General features: G+C 71.2%; 25 protein-coding genes. 12 read left to right on the forward strand and 13 right to left on the reverse strand.

Features of this window, described 5'->3' with window-relative positions; genetic code table 11:
- The first annotated feature begins 17 nt into the window (after positions 1-17).
- Both ACIQVZ_RS13310 and ACIQVZ_RS13315 read left to right on the forward strand, forming a co-directional pair.
- The gene (locus ACIQVZ_RS13310; protein WP_402449841.1) at positions 18-836 is read left to right on the forward strand and encodes a DUF317 domain-containing protein; all 819 of its coding nucleotides are present in this window, start codon (positions 18-20) and stop codon (positions 834-836) included.
- A 28-nt stretch (positions 837-864) separates the two neighbouring features.
- On the forward strand, positions 865-1,350 hold the full coding sequence (locus ACIQVZ_RS13315) for a hypothetical protein (protein ID WP_402449600.1): 486 nt from the start codon (positions 865-867) through the stop codon (positions 1,348-1,350).
- Between the two features lie 7 nt (positions 1,351-1,357).
- Here ACIQVZ_RS13315 and ACIQVZ_RS13320 read toward each other — a convergent pair whose 3' ends face one another.
- Complete coding sequence (locus ACIQVZ_RS13320; RefSeq protein WP_402449602.1) at positions 1,358-1,621, reverse strand: hypothetical protein; 264 nt, start codon at positions 1,619-1,621, stop codon at positions 1,358-1,360.
- A gap of 196 nt (positions 1,622-1,817) precedes the next feature.
- Here ACIQVZ_RS13320 and ACIQVZ_RS13325 point away from each other — a divergent pair, with 196 nt between their 5' ends.
- The 9 genes from ACIQVZ_RS13325 to ACIQVZ_RS13365 all read left to right on the forward strand — a co-directional run bounded on the left by ACIQVZ_RS13325 (position 1,818) and on the right by ACIQVZ_RS13365 (position 5,192).
- Positions 1,818-2,171: a DUF317 domain-containing protein gene (locus tag ACIQVZ_RS13325; protein ID WP_402449604.1), complete on the forward strand. Its 354-nt coding sequence runs from the start codon at positions 1,818-1,820 to the stop codon at positions 2,169-2,171.
- Positions 2,172-2,202: 31 nt separating this feature from the next.
- The gene (locus ACIQVZ_RS13330) at positions 2,203-2,559 is read left to right on the forward strand and encodes a hypothetical protein (RefSeq protein ID WP_402449606.1); all 357 of its coding nucleotides are present in this window, start codon (positions 2,203-2,205) and stop codon (positions 2,557-2,559) included.
- A gap of 160 nt (positions 2,560-2,719) precedes the next feature.
- On the forward strand, positions 2,720-2,962 hold the full coding sequence (locus ACIQVZ_RS13335) for a hypothetical protein (protein ID WP_402449608.1): 243 nt from the start codon (positions 2,720-2,722) through the stop codon (positions 2,960-2,962).
- Between the two features lie 59 nt (positions 2,963-3,021).
- On the forward strand, positions 3,022-3,432 hold the full coding sequence (locus tag ACIQVZ_RS13340) for a hypothetical protein (protein WP_402449610.1): 411 nt from the start codon (positions 3,022-3,024) through the stop codon (positions 3,430-3,432).
- A complete protein-coding gene (locus ACIQVZ_RS13345; protein ID WP_402449611.1) occupies positions 3,429-3,704 on the forward strand; it encodes a hypothetical protein in 276 nt (91 codons plus the stop codon). Before ACIQVZ_RS13340 ends, ACIQVZ_RS13345 begins: the two co-directional genes overlap by 4 nt.
- Before the next feature lie 44 nt (positions 3,705-3,748).
- The gene (locus ACIQVZ_RS13350; protein ID WP_402449613.1) at positions 3,749-3,961 is read left to right on the forward strand and encodes a hypothetical protein; all 213 of its coding nucleotides are present in this window, start codon (positions 3,749-3,751) and stop codon (positions 3,959-3,961) included.
- 86 nt (positions 3,962-4,047) lie between these two features.
- A complete protein-coding gene (locus tag ACIQVZ_RS13355; RefSeq protein ID WP_402449615.1) occupies positions 4,048-4,377 on the forward strand; it encodes an esterase in 330 nt (109 codons plus the stop codon).
- A 113-nt stretch (positions 4,378-4,490) separates the two neighbouring features.
- A complete protein-coding gene (locus ACIQVZ_RS13360) occupies positions 4,491-4,721 on the forward strand; it encodes a MarR family transcriptional regulator (protein ID WP_402449618.1) in 231 nt (76 codons plus the stop codon).
- A 117-nt stretch (positions 4,722-4,838) separates the two neighbouring features.
- On the forward strand, positions 4,839-5,192 hold the full coding sequence (locus ACIQVZ_RS13365; RefSeq protein ID WP_402449620.1) for a hypothetical protein: 354 nt from the start codon (positions 4,839-4,841) through the stop codon (positions 5,190-5,192).
- A gap of 122 nt (positions 5,193-5,314) precedes the next feature.
- Here ACIQVZ_RS13365 and ACIQVZ_RS13370 read toward each other — a convergent pair whose 3' ends face one another.
- From ACIQVZ_RS13370 to ACIQVZ_RS13380, 3 genes are read right to left on the reverse strand one after another with little or no spacing between them, the layout of a single operon-like run.
- Positions 5,315-8,083 carry an RNaseH domain-containing protein gene (locus ACIQVZ_RS13370; RefSeq protein WP_402449622.1) on the reverse strand — a complete coding sequence of 923 codons (2,769 nt, stop codon included), beginning with the start codon at positions 8,081-8,083 and terminating at the stop codon, positions 5,315-5,317.
- Entirely contained in the window at positions 8,083-11,391 is a 3,309-nt protein-coding gene (locus ACIQVZ_RS13375; RefSeq protein ID WP_402449624.1) for a hypothetical protein, read from the reverse strand. Before ACIQVZ_RS13375 ends, ACIQVZ_RS13370 begins: the two co-directional genes overlap by 1 nt.
- Positions 11,388-12,569: a hypothetical protein gene (locus ACIQVZ_RS13380; RefSeq protein ID WP_402449625.1), complete on the reverse strand. Its 1,182-nt coding sequence runs from the start codon at positions 12,567-12,569 to the stop codon at positions 11,388-11,390. The genes ACIQVZ_RS13375 and ACIQVZ_RS13380 overlap by 4 nt, the downstream gene beginning before the upstream one ends.
- Before the next feature lie 173 nt (positions 12,570-12,742).
- Here ACIQVZ_RS13380 and ACIQVZ_RS13385 point away from each other — a divergent pair, with 173 nt between their 5' ends.
- The gene (locus tag ACIQVZ_RS13385; protein WP_402449627.1) at positions 12,743-13,114 is read left to right on the forward strand and encodes a putative phosphothreonine lyase domain-containg protein; all 372 of its coding nucleotides are present in this window, start codon (positions 12,743-12,745) and stop codon (positions 13,112-13,114) included.
- A 227-nt stretch (positions 13,115-13,341) separates the two neighbouring features.
- Here the strand turns inward: ACIQVZ_RS13385 and ACIQVZ_RS13390 are convergent, their stop codons facing one another.
- The 9 genes from ACIQVZ_RS13390 to ACIQVZ_RS13430 all read right to left on the reverse strand — a co-directional run bounded on the left by ACIQVZ_RS13390 (position 13,342) and on the right by ACIQVZ_RS13430 (position 20,138).
- Positions 13,342-13,740 (reverse strand): hypothetical protein, encoded by a 399-nt coding sequence (locus ACIQVZ_RS13390; RefSeq protein WP_402449629.1) that lies wholly within the window; start codon positions 13,738-13,740, stop codon positions 13,342-13,344.
- 63 nt (positions 13,741-13,803) lie between these two features.
- Entirely contained in the window at positions 13,804-15,552 is a 1,749-nt protein-coding gene (locus tag ACIQVZ_RS13395) for a relaxase/mobilization nuclease domain-containing protein (protein WP_402449631.1), read from the reverse strand.
- Complete coding sequence (locus ACIQVZ_RS13400) at positions 15,549-15,974, reverse strand: MobC family plasmid mobilization relaxosome protein (RefSeq protein ID WP_402449633.1); 426 nt, start codon at positions 15,972-15,974, stop codon at positions 15,549-15,551. The genes ACIQVZ_RS13395 and ACIQVZ_RS13400 overlap by 4 nt, the downstream gene beginning before the upstream one ends.
- Before the next feature lie 179 nt (positions 15,975-16,153).
- On the reverse strand, positions 16,154-16,378 hold the full coding sequence (locus ACIQVZ_RS13405; RefSeq protein ID WP_402449635.1) for a hypothetical protein: 225 nt from the start codon (positions 16,376-16,378) through the stop codon (positions 16,154-16,156).
- Between the two features lie 84 nt (positions 16,379-16,462).
- Positions 16,463-17,401 carry a DUF2637 domain-containing protein gene (locus ACIQVZ_RS13410; RefSeq protein WP_402449637.1) on the reverse strand — a complete coding sequence of 313 codons (939 nt, stop codon included), beginning with the start codon at positions 17,399-17,401 and terminating at the stop codon, positions 16,463-16,465.
- Positions 17,398-17,961, reverse strand: a complete 564-nt coding sequence (locus ACIQVZ_RS13415; RefSeq protein WP_402449639.1) for a WhiB family transcriptional regulator — start codon at positions 17,959-17,961, stop codon at positions 17,398-17,400. The genes ACIQVZ_RS13410 and ACIQVZ_RS13415 overlap by 4 nt, the downstream gene beginning before the upstream one ends.
- A gap of 95 nt (positions 17,962-18,056) precedes the next feature.
- Positions 18,057-18,764 carry an ATP-binding protein gene (locus ACIQVZ_RS13420; protein ID WP_402449642.1) on the reverse strand — a complete coding sequence of 236 codons (708 nt, stop codon included), beginning with the start codon at positions 18,762-18,764 and terminating at the stop codon, positions 18,057-18,059.
- Entirely contained in the window at positions 18,764-19,813 is a 1,050-nt protein-coding gene (locus ACIQVZ_RS13425; RefSeq protein WP_402449644.1) for a hypothetical protein, read from the reverse strand. Before ACIQVZ_RS13425 ends, ACIQVZ_RS13420 begins: the two co-directional genes overlap by 1 nt.
- 1 nt (position 19,814) lies before the next feature.
- Positions 19,815-20,138 (reverse strand): transcriptional regulator, encoded by a 324-nt coding sequence (locus tag ACIQVZ_RS13430; protein ID WP_402449646.1) that lies wholly within the window; start codon positions 20,136-20,138, stop codon positions 19,815-19,817.
- Between the last annotated feature and the right edge of the window lie 244 nt (positions 20,139-20,382).

The raw sequence follows: 20,382 nt of genomic DNA on the forward strand, positions 1-20,382 counted from the left end.
ACCCGAAGGAACCCCTCATGCCATACACCCCCGAGAAGCCCCGCGAGTACCGCGTCCAGCCGCGCTACCTCGCGGGGGCGGAGGCCGACGCCACCGATGCCATCACCCCGCTGCTCAGGGCCGGGTGGGCCGCCAGCAACGACGAGCTGGGCAACGCCTACGTCACCGCACCGGACCTGACGGCCCGCCTGGCGTTCCTGCCCGAGGGCCCAGGCTCGACGCTCTGGAAGATCAGCGCCGGTCCGGAAACGACCGCGATGCCCAGGTGGCTGGTCACCTTCGACGACCGGGTGCCCTACGAGATCGTCCAGGACTTCACCACCGCCCTCGCCGACGCCTACACCCAAGGCCCCGACGCCTACCTCGGCGCCGGCCTGCCCGCCCCGCACCGGGTGGCCGGGCGGTGGGCGGAGCCCATCGTCATCCAGAGCCCCGATCAGCTCGTCACGCGGTCGACGCGCCCCGGCTTCCTGCCGCACGCCGAGGAGATGGACGACACCAGCGCACGGTGGCTCTTCGAATCGGGACCGCCCGAGCGCCGCTGGTACGCCACCGCCTCCTCACACGTGCCCGCACCCCTGCTGGAGACGCTCACCGCCGCCGCCTTCGACCCGTCACCGGCGCACCGGTACCTGCGGCGTGACCAGGTCGCGCGCCTGCCCGCAGGCGCCGTCGCGACGCCCACGGCGCCGAGCCCACTGGAGGTGGCGCGCGTGCGGGCCGCCACCTCCCGCTCCGTCACCGCGACCCGCACCCCGGCCGCCGCACTCGCCTACACCACCTCGACGCCGCCGCCGGCACCCCCTCGGGTCGCCCTCGCCGGTCCTGCCCGCTGACCACCCCACCCACGTCTCGGAGGACACCGTGTCCGACGCCACTGCCCTCGACCACGCGTACGCGATGATCGAGCAAGCCTGGGGACGGCCGATCGCCGAACTGGAGAAGGCCGCGCCCCGCCTGCCCGTCGAGGACGCGATGCTGCGCGCGGCCATGCACCACCGCTCCCACCTCGTCGTCGTGTCCAACTCCATTGCCGTGCACCAGGACCGGCTGCACGCCCTGACCCGGCCCGGTCACGTCCCCGCCTTCTACGACCTCGACCGGATCACCGCCTCGGCCAGCGCCCTGCGCACGGCCTACGCCGAGAGCAACACGGCCGTCCAGATGATCCGCCACGTCATCGACGCCCGCGAACTCGCGCTCACCGCCGAGGACGGCCCCACCGCCGAGCGCGTGCGGGCCGCCACCGCCCGCAGCTCGCGGGCACCCCACCCCCTCGGGATTCCCGCCGACCGACCCGCCCCGCCTTCGGCTGCCGTCGTGGCACAGCCGGTGGCGAACAGGCTTTAGCCGCAGGTCAGTTCGCCTCCGGATCGCGGTGGGCACCCGGGTCGGTGGCGCCCACCACGCGGGCCAGCTCCTCCGCGGTCAGCTCCACCCGCCGTCCGTCCGCCAGCCGCGCCTGCATCGCCTCGTCCTGCCGCCGCTCGGCGCGGCTCGTCGTGGCCACGGCCCACTGGCCCTCGCCGATCGCCGTGACGTCGCCCAGCATCCACACCCGCCCCGCGCTGCGGATCTTGCGCTCCAGCCCCGCCATGTCCCGGCCTCTGTCCGCCACCATCGCCTTCATCCCCCCTCGTGATCCCGCACGGCGTAGCGCCGTAACCCTGCTTCAGCACCCGGGCGACCCGATCCATTCCCGCCCAGTTCGCCCACGGCAGAGGGCCGTTCCCGGTAAACGACTACGAACTTCGGGACGCTGCATGTCAACGTAATCATGTCGCCGAAACCGCAGGTCAACGAAGGGACCGGTCCCCGTGAAAACCCCCAGCAGCCTTCTGCCCGCCCCCGTCCGCCCGTCCGCCGAAGAGCGCTCCTGGCTCGCGTCCGACCACAGCGCGGAGCCGGTCCTCGCCCTGCTCTCCGGCCTCGGCTGGCCGATGGTTGACACCCCCGAGGCCAACGTGCACTGCACCAGCCCGGACGGGCGCGTCTACGTCGCCTGGCTGCCCGAGGACCCCGGCGCGTGGAAGCGCGGCATCGTCTGGCGCATCCAGGTCCAGCCCACCGGCGCCGACGCCGCCCCATGGACCCAGGAGTTCGGCGTCCACACTCCCTCCGAGGCCGTCGCCGGATTCCTCGCCGCACTCATCGCCAACCCCACCCGCTGACACCGGCCAACTACCGCTCCCGGAGAACTTGTTGCCCACACCCCGCCTCGACCACTGCATCGCCCACGGCACCGCGCGCGACGCGCTCGGCCGCGCCCTGGCCGACCCGCACATCGCGTGCGCGGACGGCTTCCGCCTCTCGGTACTCTCCCCCGACCCCGCCGACCCGTTCCTGCTGCCCGCCGTCGCGCTGGAGGTCGGCTTCCCCACCCGCCGCCCCGAACCGTGGACCCGCTGGCGCGAGCACCTCGAACCCGGAGCGGACGAGGACAAGGACGAGGACGAGCCCATCGAATCCGTGTACCTGCACGTCCCCGTCGCCCTGGTGCGGGACCTGATCGAGGCCCACGGCGGCGAAGCCCCGCCCATACCGCGCCAGCGCGCCTGACCGGCCCACGCCGCCACCGACTCCGGCAAAGGAAACAGCCCTGGCCATCACCACCGTCCTGACCCGCGCCCCCGGCCCGGTCATCTCCGCGCTCGGCCTGACCAACGCCTTCCTCGTCCCGCCGGTCTCCACCACGTTCGCCCTCAGCCTCGGCTTCGCCGTGAGCGGCCTGCTGCTCACCCTCGACGATGTCCACGAGAGCGACCTGCGCCGGGATGCCCGCGTCCTCGCCCAGCTCGCCAAGACACCGGGCGGCACCCGGGTCCGCCGGATCGGCACCGCCCTCGGCCTGCGCGACCGCACCGTCGCCAGGTCCCTCGGCCGCCTGGCCGACGACGGCCTGATCCTCCTCGGCCCCGAGGACGGGCCGCTGCCGCAGCGCTCCTGCCGCCTCGCCGACTGAACCACCACCGGCTGGCCCCGCCCGCGCCGGGACAGCCGCCCACCACGAGGGGCAGCGCCATGACCACCCACCACGTCGCCTTCCACCCGCTCATCGTCACCGCCGCCACCACCCACCGCGCCGCCCGCCTCCTCCTGGCCAGCCCCGCCCTTCGGATCGTCCGCGCCGACGAGGTCCGCCCCGGCGACCTGATCGTCTCCGCCCTCACCGCCGCCACCCCCGGGCGCCTGCGCCGCACCGACTACTTCGCCTGCAGCCCCTACCCGGCCGACCCCGGCCCGTACGACCCGGCCTGCGGATGCGGCGTCTGCGGCCTGCCCGAGGTCGAAGGCCCGCACGACACCGTGGTCCTCACCCGGGACTCCCCTGGGAGTGCTGCGACCCGTGGCCAGCCGACGAACCCGTCCTCGTCCACCCCCGACGCCACCTTCCCGCTTGGACGATCCCGGCCCCCGAGAGGACCTGAGTGACCGTCCACCGAGCCCCGCTGACCAACCACCACTCCGACGACTCCCTCTGCCCGCCGGACCACAAGCACAGCAGCTCCGCCAAGCCCCTGCCCCCCGACTGCCCCGGCCGCGCCTACTCCCGCACCGTCTGCACCTGCGGCAGCTGGGAGTTCAAAGGCCCCGGCAAGGGCTACGTCAACGAGTCCCGCAAACGCCACCTCGACACCCACCCCCGGCCCCGCCCGAAGGCCCCGCCCGTTCTGCGCGAGCCGCTCCGCCTCGACCTCCCGTGACCGTCGCCCACACCCACCAACCCCTCTCTGCTTGGAGACCCGCAATGCCCCAGCACTTCACCGTCGCCCACCTGATCGCCCAGCTCCAGAACCTCGACCCCAACCTGCAGGTCCGCCTCGCCGTCAATCCCGACTTCTCCTTCGCCCACTACGTCGGCGCGGACGTCATCGTCCACAACGGCACCGCCTACATCGGAGAGGACGGCCAAGAGGGCTACCTCCCGGCCGCCGTCCGCGACGAACTCGCCTGGCCCTGAACCACCCCCGCCCGAAGGAGACCCGCATCCCCACCACCCACCGTCTCGCCCGCCCACAGCCGCTCGACCGTTTCGCGCTGCACCCCGTGCCGCCGTGGGCGAGCGGAGCGCTCGTCCGCCGCATCCCCACCGACCCCTGCCAGCCGATCGACGTCCTCTGGCTTCCTGCCGCCGCGCCCAGACTCCCCTTCGGCCGCATCCTGCTGCGCTGGGAGAAGGCCCCCGAGGCCGGCTGGGACGTCACCGCCCGCCTCGGCCTCGCCACCACCGACGTCCACCGCGCCACCTGGCCCGCCGCCCCCGACGACTGGCCCCGCCTGGTGCGCCCCACCCTCCACGAGGTCACCGGCCTGTGCTCCGCCCTCACGGTTGCCACAGCCGCCCTCGAACTCGCCAACCGCCTCGCCGACTCCTGAACACCACCGCACGAGGCCGCCCCGCGCCGACCAGACCGGGGCGGCCTCGCCGTACGTACGCCTGGCCGGCGGCGCGTACGCTCGTCACCGAAGCACGGAGGAAGGACACACGCATGGCCGACGACCAGCAGCTCTGGGGCTACGCCGAGGTCGCCGCGCATCTGGGCATCAGCGTCGGCGCCGCCCGCAACCGCCGAAACCGCGGAACCCTTCCCGCCCCCGACGACACCAGCATCCCCGACCGCCCCCGCTGGAAGCCCTCCACCTTCCAGGGCTGGAAGCCGATCGGCCAGGGCCACCGCAGCGACCTGCACACCAGCCCGGCCACCGACACCAGCAGCTGACGGAGTCCGCCGTGCCCACCTCTCCAATGCCCTCGCCTCCGTTCCCCGGCTGCGACTTCCGCGGCACGATGCCGACACGCCCGTGACCAAGCCAGCCCCAGGAAGGACTGCCCGCCGATGACCGATCGCCCGATCCGCCGCCCCGGCGCGCTCATCGCCTGCAGCACCCTCGCCGCCCTGGGTGCCGCCACCGCCGTCCCGGCCGCCCTGACCAACGCCTACGCGGTGTGCGCCATTGGCCTGTTCGCCCTCGCCGGCGGCGCGCTCGGCGCCTACCGCACGATGCGCGCGGCCGACGAGCGGACCGACCGCGCCGTCCTCGAACACCTTCAGCAAGCCTCCGGCCTCGCACCCGAGACGCTGGCCGACAGCCTCGGCCTGCGCCCGGCCGCCATCCGGCTCAGCCTCCACCGGCTGACCGTCTCCGGCCGACTCCCCTCACCGACACCGCCTCCGACTCCGGAGCGCTGACCAAGCGCAAGGGACCGCCGCCCGACACCGAGTGGCGATCCCTTCGCGTTTCCTGCCTATACCGGCGGAGAGTACCTATTCCGGCGTTTTGTATTCCTTCCGCGCTCCCGTTCGTCGGTGGCTCAGCCCTCGGTCTCCGATTCAGCGTCGACGGTCCGTCTGTACTCCCAGTGGTCCTGGTCCATCTGAATGCCGAGGTGGATGGGTGCCGGGTAGCGGGTGCGGTAGTTCCAGTGGAGGGCATGGTCGCACAGGCGGGCGGCGGCCACGGCGTAGGTGACCGGGTCATGACCGTCTGGGAGGTGAAGGACACTGATCTCCGTGGCAGTGTGGCTGTACCAGTTTTCCGCCTGCTCCTCTGCCGAGATGCTGGCCCAGCGGGTGTATTTCTCGCCAGCGCGGGCGTGGCGTGAGCCTCCCTTGTACTGCTCAGGCAGGTTGCAGAGGATGAAGTTCCGAGTGGTGCCTTTCATGCGGAAGATTCCCGTGGAGAGTTTCCGCTCTTGGAATTCGGTCTCCCCTTCGTCCGTCTTCTCAAGTCGTTCAACGAGGGCTGGAACTGCGACGTGCTCGGTGCCGGCGGTAACACGGAGAACCGCTCGGGGGCGGTGGCCGGGAGGGAGACTGAAGCCTGGCAAGGCGGTGCGCTTGTCGAGGGTGCCGTCGGGTTCGGGTGTGCGGCCGTGGTGTCGGTTGGCCAATAGCGGCCAGATGCTGCGGGCTTCGTCGCCGGATACGTAGAAGTTGTAGCCGGTGGCCGCATTGGCGAACGGGCCGAGTTCCCACAGTGCTTTGTCGATGGAGCGGGGCAGTTGTGCGTCGCGGCGTCGGCCCTCGGGCAGGCGGCGGGCGCGGTGAAGGGTATTGGCGGTGGCGTAGTCAAGCCAGAGCCCTCCGGGGGAATCCGCATCGGGCAGGTAGGCGAGGGACTGCCACAATCCTTCGGGGCCGGGTACGAGTGCGACGAGGGTCCAGATGAGGCGCGGCTGCTCCGTGGCGGGACCACGACGGTCGCCGAGCTGTTGGCGCAGGTGCAGGCCGACGTGGACGAGCGGTTCCTTGATCCCGTTGGGGCCGAAGGTCAGGGCGTCGGTCAGGCGGGGGTGAATCAGGCCAGCGGATCGGTGGAGGTCGGCGATGGCCATGTGGCCCCGGTGGTCGCCTTCGAGTTCGCGCCCGAGCAGGTCGAGATCGGTCGTGGCCTCGCGTTCCTTCTTGCGGGGGTTGCGCCGTCCGGGCTTGTGGGGGGTGAGGAACTGGGTGAGGACTCCGAGGTTGGCCAGTTCGCGGACGGCGTGGGGCTTGGCGTCGAGCTCGTAGGGGTCAACGACCGTCGAATCGGATTTACGGGATTCGCGGCGCTGGCGGGCCCATGCCTTGGCGTCGTACTCGGTCTCGCACAGGGCAAGCAGCCTTGTGCCTTCGGGGGCATCGAGTCCTTGGAGGTGCCGAGCGAGGGTGGGACGCTGCTTGTGATGATCACCGTGCCGGAGGAGGTCATCCGCCGATTGAAGGAACGCCTCGACGTGGTCGTTCAGCGGCACCGGTGTGCCCTCGGGCATGCCGGTGGCAGCGAGGTCTGGGCGGTTGTAGTGGTACGCGAGCAGGCGCTGCATGCGGGTGCGCTCATCCTGGTGGCGGTAAAGGACGAGGATCCGCAGGCGTTCGCGGCCAGCGGTGAGGAGGATCTCGCCCAGGCGGGGATCGTCGAGCAGGACGCTGTCGCGGCCTTGGTCAGTGCTGCGGCGGCTGCCGAAGGCGCGCCCGGCGACCTGTTCGGCTTGCAGTAGCGGTTGGTCGAGGGCGGCGCTGGCGTAACGGGCGACTTCGCGTCTGGAGTGCATGCCGTCGCCCTTGCCGATGGAGTACGTGCCGGAGAAGGGGATGAGGGCGCGCAGGTCGCCGGGTTTCCCGGTGAGGTCGCAGGCGCTGGGGGCGAGGAAGTCGGTTTCGTCGGCGGCGCGTGGGAAGACGTCTTCGCCGTGCAGACGGGTCCATGCGTCCAGGGCGAGGCGTGTGGTGTGGTCGACGTGGGTGTGGTCGCCGCGGCCTCCGAAGGCGAGCCTGAGCAGGGGTCCGTCTGCGGCGCGGGGGGCGAACCAGCCGGTGCGGGCGCTGCGGAGGGTGTTACTCAGACGGGATACGACCGGCTGGATGGCGGCGACGGGAACGTTCAGCCCGGGGTAGGACTTGACGGCCACCTCCAGGCGTAGCACTGCGCAGTGGGTGCGGGTCTTCCACTCCGGGGTTTCCTCGCCGGGGCTGCCGGTGTCCTTGTCGCCGTACGCGGCGCCCCAGGTGTTCGTCCACAGCAGGTCGGTGTCCCAGACCAGGAGGTTGCGGTCCAGGTCGGGACGGAAGCGGACGGTCTTGCCGTCGATCTGCCAGGGTTCGGCGGCGAGCTTGCTGGCGACGGCCCAGCTGGCCGCCCTCCACACCCAGCCGGGGGCGTCAATGCAGCCGCCGGTGGGGTTGAAGTGCTCCCACAGCAGGGTTTCTTCGGGGGCGGTGCCAGCGATCAGGTCGGCGATGTCGCTCTGGTAGGCGAAGGAGAAGCGGTCGCGTTCGGTCTGCAGTAGTGCCTGTTCCCACAGGACGATCGCGTCGTGGAGGTCGTCGCGGTCGATGGGGCGGCTGGTGGCAAGGTACTTCGGTGGGTGTTCCTTGCTCTGGGGGTACAGGGCCGCGCAGGTGTAGCCGGTGGCGCGAAGGACGGTGAGCAGTCCCGCGTAGGGCAGGTTTCCCTTGGATCCGGTGATTCCGCGGTACATCTGCCGCAGGGCCGGCCATGCTTTGTCGATCTTGTCGGGCAGCGGGTAGAGGTAGGTGGTGCCGAGGAGCTTCTCGTCGACGTGAGAGGCAAGCAGGGACAGCCGGGTCTGGGTGCTCATCAGGGTCTTTCGTACTCGGCCGTGGTGGCGCGGGGCAGGGGGACGTGGACCAGGTGGGGCTGGTCGGTGGAGTGGGCGAGGTCGAGCCAGGCGGTGAGGGTGGAGCCGTAGGTACGGCGCAGCTGGTGCTGCTGGTTTTCGGTGAGTTGGTCGTAGTAGGCGCGCAGTAGGGAGGGGTAGTCGGTGCCGAAGTGGGTGGCGAAGAAGGCGTTGTCGACGAGGTAGAGCTGTACGGGGGTACCGCCGCGGCGGGCGCGTCCGGCGAGCTGGATCATGTCGACGAGGATCCCTGCGAGGACTTCGATCTTCAGGAACTTGGGGAGGCGGGAGAGCATCGGGCTGGCGCCGAGGAGCTGGTACAGGCGTTTGTGGGCGGCGCGGCGCTGGTTGTCGAGCATGCGGGCGGGGTCGGGGCCCGTACGGCCGGCGGCGATGCCGGCGGCGCCGATGCTGGCGTACATCGATGTCGGGGAGTGGAGGTCGGCGGGCGGGCGGGTGGCGACCCAGACCGAGGCGAGGGCGGAGCGGTCGGTGCCGGGGACGAGGATGTTCAGGGCTCGGGCGACCAGGCGCATCGGGGCGCAGATCACCTTGACCTTGGGGTGGGTGAAGGGGAGGTCTTCGAGTTGGTCGACGGTGATCATGACCACCCCGGGGGGCACGGCGACGCCGCCGGGCGGCCCGTCCTTTGGGATGACCACGGCGATCCAGGACGGGTCGGGGATCACGTCGGCGATGCCGGTGGCGAGGACCATGGCCTGGCTGTAGGCGTTGGAGACGACCATCGCGCGGACCCGGTCGGGTTCGTGGTTCTCCAGATACCTCAGGTGTTCAGAGAGGCGGTCTGTCCAGAGGCGGGCGCCGAGGTCGCGAAGCCGGGCCGGCTTGCTGGCCTGGTCCTGGCCGCCGATGGAGATGGGGTTCCAGCCGTTGGGGGTGTCGGAGACGTTGCCGGGCAGGGCGGTGACCGACCCGGGTGTTGCGTCGGTCATCACGTAGGCGGGCAGGGTGTGCAGGTGTTCCTTGGCGGCACCGGGGAAGTACGCGGTCGCGGACAGGGCCAGGACGCTGCGTTCCACTCCGGCGGTGGCCAGGGCGATGGTTCCGCCGAGTTGGACGGTGCTCGTGTGGGGATCGCCGCTGAGGGCCTGTACGGACAGGCGCCCGCCGCCGCGCTGGTCCTTCTCGACCTTGAAGCCGATCAGCTGGTAGCCCAGTGGCCCGAAGGGCAGTGCGGGGTTGCGGCTGAATGTCCCCAGGGCTTTGGCGAGGTCCCGGCCCGCCGTCATCTGTTCTCGGCGCCCCATGCCGGCCAGGGCGGCTTTGAGGTGGCGCAGGGCTTGGCTCAGGCTGCCGAGCCAGGCACGCACCAGTAGAGCGTTGGTGATCTCGCGGCGCTCGTGCTTGGGGACTCCCAGCTTGCCCAGCGCTCTGTCGATCTGAGTCTTCGCCAGAGGCAGGACGTCGCGGCTGGCGTCGCGGCTGACGGCCTTGTCCAGCAGCGCGGCCAGGTCGGCGTAACGGGGCGGTGGGGGGTTGCTCTTCTTTTTCTTCCGGTCGGGAAAGATCTTGCGGAAGTCGCGGTAGACGTCCTGGTCGATCGGCTGGGTCACGTCCACGTGCAGCAGTTTGTCGAGCAGCCACCGGTCCCAGGCTCCGGGCACGTGCCAGCCGGAGTTCAGCCGGTCGTCGTCATCGTGCTCGGCGGGGTCCAGCCATAGGTCGCCTTCCAGGACGTAGTTGAGGAACTGCTCGCCCAGGCTGCGGGCCTTGAACAGGACGGGGACCAGGCGCCGGTCGCTGGCCGCGTCCAGGCCCTCGCGCTGCCGGTCGACCTCCACCAGCAGCGACGATTTGTGGGATCCCCGGCTGGCCAGGGTGAACTCGTCCGTGCCCATCTCGCACCAGCTCTGCTGCATCCGGTCGACCTCGTCGACCAGCAACAGCTGGCACCGGCGCATCACAAACTCCAGGAGACTGATGCGGTCGAGCACGCCCTTGTCGGTCTCCACGGGTACCGGCACTGCCCCGACCAGCAGATTGTGATGGTTGGTGACGATCACGTCCGCGTCCACGGCCTCGCGGATCAACGCGTACTTGCCGCAGACGCCCAGCCGCGGGCAGGCGTGTGCGAGGCTCGGTCCCTCGCGGTCGTCTGTGGCGTCGGCCGGCCTCAGGGACAGGCATGGCTCCGCGCCGCGCCGCACCGGCTCCCCGTCTGTGAGCCATGTCGACAGGTCGCAGCCGTAGGCCAGTTCCTCGAACCGTTGCTCGCGGCCCTGAACCAGGGCCCGGCCGGCCTGCTCGGCCAGCCGGGAGCCGGAGACCAGCGGCACGACCTTCAGCGTGGGGTGGGCGAGGGCGAACTCGGCGGCGGTCTTGCGCACGAGGTCGTCGTCACGCCGGATCTGTTCATCGAGGGCATGCCGGGCGAGTTCGCCCTCGGCTTCGCGCATGTGCTCGGTGTTGCTCAGGCTCTCGTGGATCTGGCCGACGACGACCGCAACCGACCCGGTTCGGGTCTGGGCCAGCAGGGGCGCCGCAGCCCTGAGCAGCACGGACTTCCCGACTCCGGTCGGCGCGTTGACGACCGTGACCTTGCCTGCGGGCATCCGCAGCCGGGTGACCTTGCGGTCATCCAGGTCCAGCAGCCGTCCGAAGAACCTGCCCATCAGTCCGGGCTTCCAGCTGTTGCGCGCGTTCGCGGCCATCTGCCGGCCCACCGCCCTAAGCATCCGGCGGCGCGACAGGACGACCTCCTCTCGGTACGGGGAGGTGCGCACTCGTAGCGGCGTGACTCCGTCCTCGCCCTCCCCTTCCGGGATCGCCACGACGGAGTCCTTGCCGAACGCCCACATCCCGGCAGTAGCTACGGGCTGCGGGCCGCGGCTGCCGTAGTAGATCGACTCCGCCTCGCACAACAGGCCCCGCGCGAGCTCCAGCGGTCGCTGCGCGTGGGCAACGAGCAGGTGGGTCGCCTTGCGCGGGTCTACGCCCTCCGGCATCCGGTAGAAGCTGTCCGGCTGGCAGGCCCACCAGCACGCGAGCTGTTCGAATTCCTTCCGGTCGGCCAGCGCGGGAGGCCGCACGTGCCAGTAGGTGCCCGCCATCTGCCTCACCTGGCGGGGCACTTGAGTCCAGCGATCCCACAGATCGGTGCGCGCGGCAGCAAAGACGTGTGCTTGATCCAGCGGGACAATCCGCTGCCCCTTGGGGTCGACGAACCCGAAGTACTCGTCCGCCAGCGCCAGTGGAATGGCCAGCCCCAGCTTCCGCAGCGCCCACTCCTCCTCGGCCCTGTCCCTCACCGCGCCCCCCTGGCAGCTCGCTTGACCTGCTCGACGAGGCGGGTGAGCGTGAGTACCTTCGTCCTCCGCCCGGTCAGCCGAGTGTTGAGACACGCCACCTCGTGGGCCTGGTGGTCAGGAAGGACGATGTAGAGCACATAGCGCTTCGGCTCGCGTTCCAGCAGCGCCTTGGCGAGAGCGTCAGCCGACGCCCAGTCCTTGGCGTCCACCCGCCAGGTCCGGACCGGCCGCCCGGGGACCGCGACCGTGATCCTCAAATCGTATTCGTCGGGACGCGGTTCGCCCGGCCACATCTCCACCTGTACGTGGGCATGGCCTTTCAACCGGTCACGCAGTTCGATCTCCAGCAGGGTGGGCAGCACCCCGTACCGCCACACCGGACGACTGAGCGCCAGATGATCCACGCTGGCGGGAAGACCAACTACCGGCTCCGACGCCCTGCCCGTTCCCAGCAGGATCGGCGCCACCCCACGCCCACCCCGCTCCAGAGACAGACGGTAGTGCACCCCCCGGGCACGGTGCGCCTCGCAGCGCACCTCTACCTCCTGGCCGGTCTCCACCACCCGCATCGGCCACCGGCACTTCAGACACGGATACCACCAACCCTCCAGCTGACACCACGGCCAATCGCTGACCGCCTCGAAGAAGTCGAAGCGCATCCACAACCGATCCCACCGCTTGCGCAACACCCTCAACGGCCCGGCCGGGCACTCCGCCAGAAGGGCCCGCGCCTGCCGGTACTCCTCCGGTTCCAGCCGGCGCATCACCTCGAACAGACGCCGCTCCTCCTGCTCCGCCCTCACACGTGCCCAGGGCCAGTGACGGTCCAGCGCCGTCTGCGGAACAAGATGCTCCCGGCACAGGTCCTCCAGTGCGTCACGGACCAACCCGGCAGCGTCCAACAGCCGCAACTCACCGAAACGGTCATCGACGTCGCCCTGCGGCGGCAGAAGCGGAGCGAGCGGGCCACGTAGGCCCCGGCGGAACTCCCTCATCCCCAACTGCGCTGCCCGACCAGGCGGGTGGGCGGCGCGCAGCACGCCAAGACAGTCCATCAACATGGCTGCCCGTCGTACGCTCTCCAGCCCGGCGTCTGTCTCAGCCGCTACTGCCAGGCAGCAGGCGGTCAATGCCTGCTCCCGGCGAACCCGCACGTCGTCACATTCCGTCAGCGCCACACGCACAAGATGGAGCACGAACAAGAGGTCCTACGGCATAGGCTGCGTTCGTGCACGCACACACCACTCGCACGGCCCATCGACGCCACCGAGCCCGCCCTTCGGCCGTCACCAGCGACCCGTGGCTCTGGGCCACTGTTGGCGGTGGAGCCTTTCCGAGCGGCAGGCCGTCCGTGAAACCGTACGGAAAGTGGCTCTGGTTCCTGCCCGTTCGCGCGCTCGATGCCGGATGGAATCTGGTCGAAAAGGCTGTGCATGAAGGCAAGTTGGGGCCAGTCGCCAAGGTCGCCACGCTCGGTAACCCCTTCGACGGAGACCCCACCCGCCGACCTGTGGTCGTCTTCACCGAAGACTGCAACGACGAAGAAGACGTCCATCGAGTGCTGGTCGCACTACGAGACCTCGGCATCAGCGACGCGCTCGCGTACAAGACGGACGAAGCCACCAGACTGGGCGAGTACGGCGACAGGGTCAGCACCTACACCAGTCCCACAGGCACTACCAAGCTCGTACGCCGCACCCCACGCTACGCCGCACCTGCCTGATCCATCACGAACCAAGCCAACACTGGGCTTCAGAGCCCCTGGGGCGTCCGGGACCGGTCCGGCATATCCGTTCCGGGTTGCATCCGATTCAGCATCGTTGCGTCGGGGACGGCCGCCCTGGCCGGGGCGCAAAACGGGGGGCCAGCCTCAACCAGTTCCCCGGGGAGCCGCAGATCAGCACGATGTGCAGCGCACGCGAGATGTTGCACCGGATGCAACGCCGCTCATTACTCCAGGTACAGCCCGGCGAACATGCCGTCGAACCCCAGGACGATTCTGGCCTCGGTGAGGCTGCCGTACCGGGTCCAGGTCGGGTCCGCGATCATGGCGTCGAAGTCCCGCCGGGTGAGCTCCGGTTCCAGCCACTCCGCCCCGCAGCGGCAGCCGATCCAGACGTGGCGGCGGTGGTTGATCAGCAGCCAGTCCCGGCGGGCGCGGCAGCTGGAGCAGGTCACCGGCATACCGCGCAGCGCCAGTTCGGAGGGGCACTGCGCGAGACGGACGGTCTCCGGGCCGCTGGGTGGCTGGGTCTCGTACTCCAGTTGCAGGAGCGGGTCGGAGGCGGCCGGGACCGGGGTGGTGATCGGGGCCGGGGCGGTGGTGGTGTGCTCGGCGGTTCTGGTCACGGGGTCTCCGTTCGGGGTACTTGGGTAACACCTGGTGGGACCGGGTGTCGAGGGATTTCGGGGTCAGCGGCGTGGCGTCGGGCGGTGCGGGTCAGCCGGGGGCTGGGCCGGTGCCGGCTGCGCGGGGCGGGCCGGTGCCGGCGCGGTCCGGGCCCGGGTGTCGGTGGCCGTACGGGCGTGGGGGTGTTCGGGGTTGGCGGGCAGGTTGGCGAGGCGGCGGATGCGCCAGACGAGGATGTCGGTGGTGTTCCGGGCGGTTTCCAGCTCCCGTCGATCGACGGCCTTCTTCAGGAGGGCCTTGGGGTCGTGGCCGGCCTTCTCGGCTTCGGCGAGGACGGCGGCCAGGGCGTCGTGCTCGCGGGCCGGGCCCTTCGGGCTCCCGTCGGCGTTGCCGAGGACGGTGCGGATGGTGGTGTCGTAACGCAACCGCTCGCCCTGCGGGAGGGCGCGGCCGATCTCGCGCATGGTGCGCATGGGGGTGGCTGCGGCCTGCTGGTAGGCGGCGCGCAGGTGGTCGGCGGCCTGGCGGGAGGCGGCTGCCTGCTGGGCGTGGCCCCTCGCGGAGTGCCAGCGGGCTGCGGCCAGGGTGGCCAGGACGAGGGTGGACAGGACCATAGCAGTGGCGCCGCCGTCTTCTCCACGCCCAAGTGCGCCGCCAGCGTGGACGATTCCGCGGGCGGCGGAGCGCAGGGCGCGGATGTCGGCGTTCTCGGCGCGGACGTGGCTGCGGGTGGCGCGTTCGAAGGCGCGGGCGGCTTCCCGGAGTTCGGCGCGGGTGGCGGCCGGGGAGGTCTGGGCGAGGGCGTCGAGGAGTTCACCTGCGCCGATAAGGTGGGCGGCGGCCTCGTCGTCGTCCTGGTCGAGGACAGCGGCGGCGCGCTCGGCGACGTGGGCTGCGTCCCGGCGGCGGCGCGCGGGAGCGGAGCGGCCGGCACGGGCGGTGTGGTCGTCCGGCGCGGGGGCGCCGGTGGCGGGTGCGGCGTCGAGGCGGCGGCGGATCTTGGGGAGGGAGAGGTCGGGGGCGAGTTTGGACCCGGGGAACCAGATGGGCTCCCCACTGGCGTTGCGGTCGCCGGGCAGGGCGACGTTGTAGCCGAGCACGTCACCGGAGGGCGCGCGGCGGAGCTTCACGCGGAGGCCGGCTTCGCGCAGGCGGGCGAAGAACTCCTCCTCGTTCGCGGCTCCGGCGACGGCTTGGCGGACGGCTTCGCGCAGGGTCTCGCGTGGGGTTTCGGTGCGGCCGGTGCGCTCGGCCTTGAAGTGCTCCTGGCTGGTGGGGTTCTTGGCAGCGGTGCCGTCGCCGGGGTTGAGCTGCCGCAGGCCGTATTCCTTCTCGATGAGGCGGGCCTCGGCCTGGGCCTTGCGGCGGTCGAAGGAGAGGCCAGCCAGGCGCCCGTCCTGGCGGACGAGGGTGGCGGCGATGTGGATGTGGTCAGGCGCATGCCGGACGGCGACCCAGCGGCACGCCGCGGTGTCGCCTTCGGGAGCGATGCCGGTGGCGTGGACGATGCGGCGGGCGATGGTGGCCCACTCGGTGTCGTCGAAGTGGCGGTCGCCGGGGGCGGTACGGACGGAGCAGTGCCAGATCCTGGTGGCCGGGGCCTGCTTGCCGAGGGCCTTGACGGGCTGGTCGAGCTGGTTGGCGAGTTTGGCGACCTGGTGCCGTTCCGGGTTGGGGCCCGGGTCGGGCGCGAAGCCGTTCCAGGAGGCGACGAGGTGCTGGTCGGTGTGTTCCTCGTGCTTGCCGGGTCCGAAGAGGTAGTCGATGAGCGGGAAAGCGCGGTCGGTGCCGGTGCGGATCTTGGGGATCACCGGCGGACCAGCCAGTCGACCGCGTCGTCGACCGCGTCGATGGAGGCTTCGACGCGAGCCAGGAGCCGGCGCAGGTCGGCGCCCGGCTGGCCGCCGGCGTTGAGGAAGTGCGCTACCTGGTTGAGATTGTTGCCCACCGCGCCGAGCTGGCGGTTGGACTCCATGAGTTCCTGGATGCCGCGCCGGTAGTCGGCGACGGCCGCGCTCGGGTCGGTGCTGGCGGCGGCGGCCACGGCGGCGGCTGCGGTGTAGCCGCCGGGGGCGAGGTCGGCTCGGACGGCGGCGCGCTGGAGGAGGGCCCACTCGGGGTCGCTGAATCGGGGGCAGATGCGGTTGGTGCGCGGCATGCTCTGGCGCAGGCGGCGGCGCGGCGCGGCGCGGAGGGCGATCGGCTGCTGCTCGTCCTCCCTCGTGGTCGGCACCCCTGGACCGACTCCCCGGTCGGTGGCAGGCCCCCCTGGGTCTGCCACCGACCGGGGTGCCTGCGCCCCCTTCGGGGCGCGGGTGGGGTAAGGACTCCTTACCCCACAACTTGCTCCGCCAGGAGCGCTGTTGGGGTCACCCTCTGGTCCCCGGGTGGTGTCGTCGCGTTCGGTAGTGGTCACCGGCCGGCCTCGCTGTCGCACTGACGGATGGCGAGGAGGAGGTCCTCGACGAAGTCGAGGGCGAGGACGGGGTGGTGGAAGGTCCAGGGGTGGGAGTGCCGCCCGCGCTGCACGCTGCGGGTGCCGTCGGGGCCGGTTTCGACGTGGTGGAGGTGGCCTCGCTGGTGCAGGACGGCGAGCCAGGAGTCCGCCTCGGCCCAGGTGGCGGGGGTGGTGCGCATGGCGGTGTGCTCCAGGTAGGTGGTGGTGCGGGTGGGTGACCGGCCGGGGTGGCCTGGTCGGTCACCCCGGCGGTCGGGTGTCGGTCAGTCCCGGTTGGTGGTGACAGGCTGACCGTGTTGGGCGCGGAGCTGGGCCATCAGCTGGGTCAGGGTGTCGCTGGACAGCGGTATCTGCTGACCTCGGATCGCCTGGGCGACCACCTTGCGGGTCAGCTTGTCCTCCTCCTTGACCGCCTGCCGTGCGATCTTCAGCAGGTCCTCGGTGTCCAGGTCACTTCGGCGGTCACCGGTCACCGGGTCGGCCGGGTCAGCGACCGGCGGGGTAGTGACCGGCACGGCGGTGTCCGGGTGACCGCCCAGGTCAGCGGGCTTGGTCAGGCTGACCGGGGTGACCTGGGTCGGCTGCGGCTGGGGCCTCGATGCGGTGACCGGGCGGCTGACCGGCTGACCTGCGGCGGGGTGACCGGTGCTGTCCTGACCGCCGGTCAACACGGCCGGGCGCCCGGCCAGGTCGGCCTCGGCGATGGTCTGACCAGGGTCAGCCTCGGCCGTTCGGTCACCGTGGCCGTCCGGGTCAGCGGGCCTGACCTGTCCGCGGGCGATGAGGATGTAGAGGTGGATGGCACCGGCCAGGGCGAGCGGGGCGATGGTGGAGAGCACCGCGACCACCGTGTCGCCCAGCCGCAGGCCGATGGTCGTGCTCTGCTCGTTCAGCCGTACCGCGTGCAGGGCGTTGGCCCACAGGCTCGCTCCGGTGGCCGCTCCGAAGAGCGTCCACACGTAGGCGCGGGCGGGCAGCGGGGCGTCGCGCATCACCAGCAGGGCGCGTACGCCGTAGGCGATGAACCCGTCGATCACGAGCGGGAACAGGTAGGTGAGGAAGCCTCGGACGTGGATGGCGATGGCCATCTGCTGGAGGGCGTCGTACGAGAGGGCGCACCCGGCGGCGCCGAGGGCGATGACGACGGCCCGGTCCCAGCCGGTGACGCGCGCGGTCGTCGAGGTGGTCACGGTGGTGCTCATGCGGCCGTCCCGAAGTCGTCGCGGCCGAGCTGGTCGGCGGTTTCGTTGGCGGTGGTGGCGCGGGCTGCGTCTTCGGCGATCTGCCGGTGGCGGATGGCGCGGCGGGTTTCGCGGTAGAGCTTGAGGGCGTGCTCGTCGGTGATCTTGAGGAGCCAGGCGAGGCGTTCGACCCGGACTCCGTGGCGGTATCCGGCGAGGACGACGGCGCGGCGCTCGGCTTTGGTGAGGTGGATGTCGCGTCCGGCCAGGGTGGCGTTGACGCGGCTGTAGTCGAGGCGGTCGGCGATCTTGGTGTGCAGGTGTTCGCGCTCCGCCTCGGTGAGGCCGCCCCGGATGCCGTGGGTGTCGTTCGTTTCCAGGGCGGCGTCCAGGCAGGCGCGGACGACGGGGCACTGGCCGCACAGGGTCTTGGCGGTGACGATTGTGGCCGCGTCCTCCGGTCCGGGGAAGAACACTTCGGGGTCGACGAGGTTGTACTCGGTCGGGGTGCAGACGGCCTGGTCCTGCCAGGTGTGATCACCAAGGGAGCGGTGGCGGACAGGGCTGGTCGTGGTGGTCATGCGGGGTTGCTCCGATCGCTCTCCGCGCGCAGGGCGGCGTCGGCGGAGAGGTGCGCTGGGTCGGTGAAGGTTGAGCGGCTCGCCGTGGCGGTGGCTCAGGCGGCGCGCTGGAGGCGTCTGCGGTCGACCGGCTCGAAGCTGACCCGGGTGGTCATCTGGGCGAGCCGGGAGGTGACACGGTCACCGAGACAGGTCCGGAGGTCCTTGATCGGCAGGTTGGTCGTGATCAGGGTCGGGAGCATGTGGTTGTAGCGGCGGTTGATCAGCCGGTACGTCTGCTCCTCGACGAACTCGCTCGACTTGGCGGCGCCGAGGTCGTCGAGGATCAGCAGCGGCTCCCGGCTGTAGGCGGCGAGGACTCGCTCGGCGTCGGTGTCGGAGCCAGGGCGGAGTTCGGCGTAGAGGTCGGCGGCGGTAGTCGCGCGCCAGCGCACACCGATGCCGGCCTGCACCAGCATCCGGACCGCGCCGTACGCCTCGTGGGTCTTGCCTGAACCGACGACCCCGGCCATCAGCAGGCTGGGGCCGGTGGTGACCTGGTGGCGGGCGCCGAGGCTCGGGGCGGCGGCCTGGTCGGCGACCTGCCGGGTCCAGGCCAGGACCTGCGGGTGCTCGGCGACCGCGTCGCGGTAGCGCAGCGGCATCCCGGCCGACAGCGCCTCCTCCGCCGAGTACGGCTCCGCTTCGTCCGGGAGGGCGTCGACCCTGGCCTGGCTGATGCCCCGGGTGGCGAGGATCCGGGCAATCTGGTCGAGCACCGAGGGGCCATCGGCGAAGGTCTGCGGGTCGCGGTGGGTGCGCATCACAGCTCCTCGGCGTAGGCGGCGACGGCGTCGACCGGGTTGGTCCACGCCTGGTGGGCGGGCACGTTAGGCCGGATTCCCGGCCGGGCCAAACCGACGCTTCGTGCGTTCATGGCGTCGTTGACCAGGCTCGGAAGCCGGGACGGGTGGCCCTGGATCTCGGCGAACCGCTGCAGCCCGGCCCGGACGTGCTGGGCCGCGATGCCCTCGTCGATGAGCTTCTTCGTGAGGCGGCCCAGGTGCCCAAGGACGTCACCCGGGGGGCGCTCGGTGCAGGCGGCGACGTACTCGCCGATCAGCTGGTTGGCCGAGACGGTGCCCGGGTCGGGCGCCTGGCGCCCCGTAGGGAAAGAAGATCCAGGATCCAAGATCCTAGATCCAGGCGCCGAGGGCTCCGGGAGGGTTCGGCGAAGGTTCGGGGAGGCTTCGCCAGATGCCGCCTGACCTGCGCTTTTCCGGGGGGCCGGAACGGGCTTGCGATCGGCGTCGATCGCCGGGTCCACCGCTTCGGCGGCGGCGGGAGCCGTCTGCGCGGGGGGCGACGGGAAGGGCTCGGTTCCCTGGTCGGGGGCTGCTGGAGTGTTCGCCGAGGTTTCGCCGAACATTCGGGGAGCACTCGCGGCGTCCTCGGCTGCGGTTGCCGGGGCGGCGGCGAGGGTGGCCCGCTGGATGCAGGGGCCCTTGCAGACGCCGCACCGCTCCGGCTCGCAGTGCGGGCAGGCGGGCAGCCGGGACAGGCTGGGCTTGTCGATCTTCTGGTGGTTGCGCCAGGTCGGGTAGTGGAAGTACCGGCGGCCGTCGCAGCCGGTGTACCGGCAGATGGCTCCGGCGGTGGCGAGCTGCTGGAGGTGGTTCTCGACGTCGGCCCGGCCGATCTCCTCGCGCATCGGCCAGATGAGGCCGTAGACGATCGCCGCGTTGTCGCGGTGGCGGCCGTGGTCGTCGGCGTGGTTGGTTATGCCGAGGAAGGTGACCATCGCCGGGATGGCCACCTCGGCGAGCGTCTCGCTCACCCAGGTCTCGGGCTTGATCGCTCGTATTCGGGCCATGTCAGCGGCCCCGGACCGCGGCACGCGTGCCAACGTTGAGCTGTCCGGTGGTGAGGTCGAGGGCGTGCGGGCGGGTCCAGTCCGCCTCCGGCCAGGTGCGCAGCACCCATCGGGCGGCGACCTTGATGGTGGCCCGGCTCAGGGGGAGCTGCTCGCCGTTGGCGTTGAGGGCCACCGTGTAGGGGTGGGGCCACTGGCGTCGGGGATCGGCCAGGCTGACGCGGATGGTGACCGCTCCCGGGATCATGTCGGCCAGCTGGACCGCGAGCCGCTGCTGGCTCTGGCTCGGTGCCGGGTAATGGGCTTCCTTCGGCATGGCAAGCATGCGATACTCCGTGGTTCGTAGGAGCGCGCGCGGTGGTCTCTCGTGCAAAAGAAGTCCCGCCGCACGCGTGGTAGTGAATCGGCGCCCTCCGGGGCGCTGGCCCGGCGTCCCGGAGTTGGTAGCTCCAGGGCGCCGGTCTCATTTCCGGCCGTGGCTACGCAACCGTTCCCCCCTTCTCGCGCCCCGCCGGCCTTCCCGGCGGGACCAGAACCATAGGGCGACTCGGGGGCACACATCCACCCCG

It is taken from the genome of Kitasatospora sp. NPDC098663 (assembly GCF_044760075.1).
Lineage (GTDB): Bacteria > Actinomycetota > Actinomycetes > Streptomycetales > Streptomycetaceae > Kitasatospora.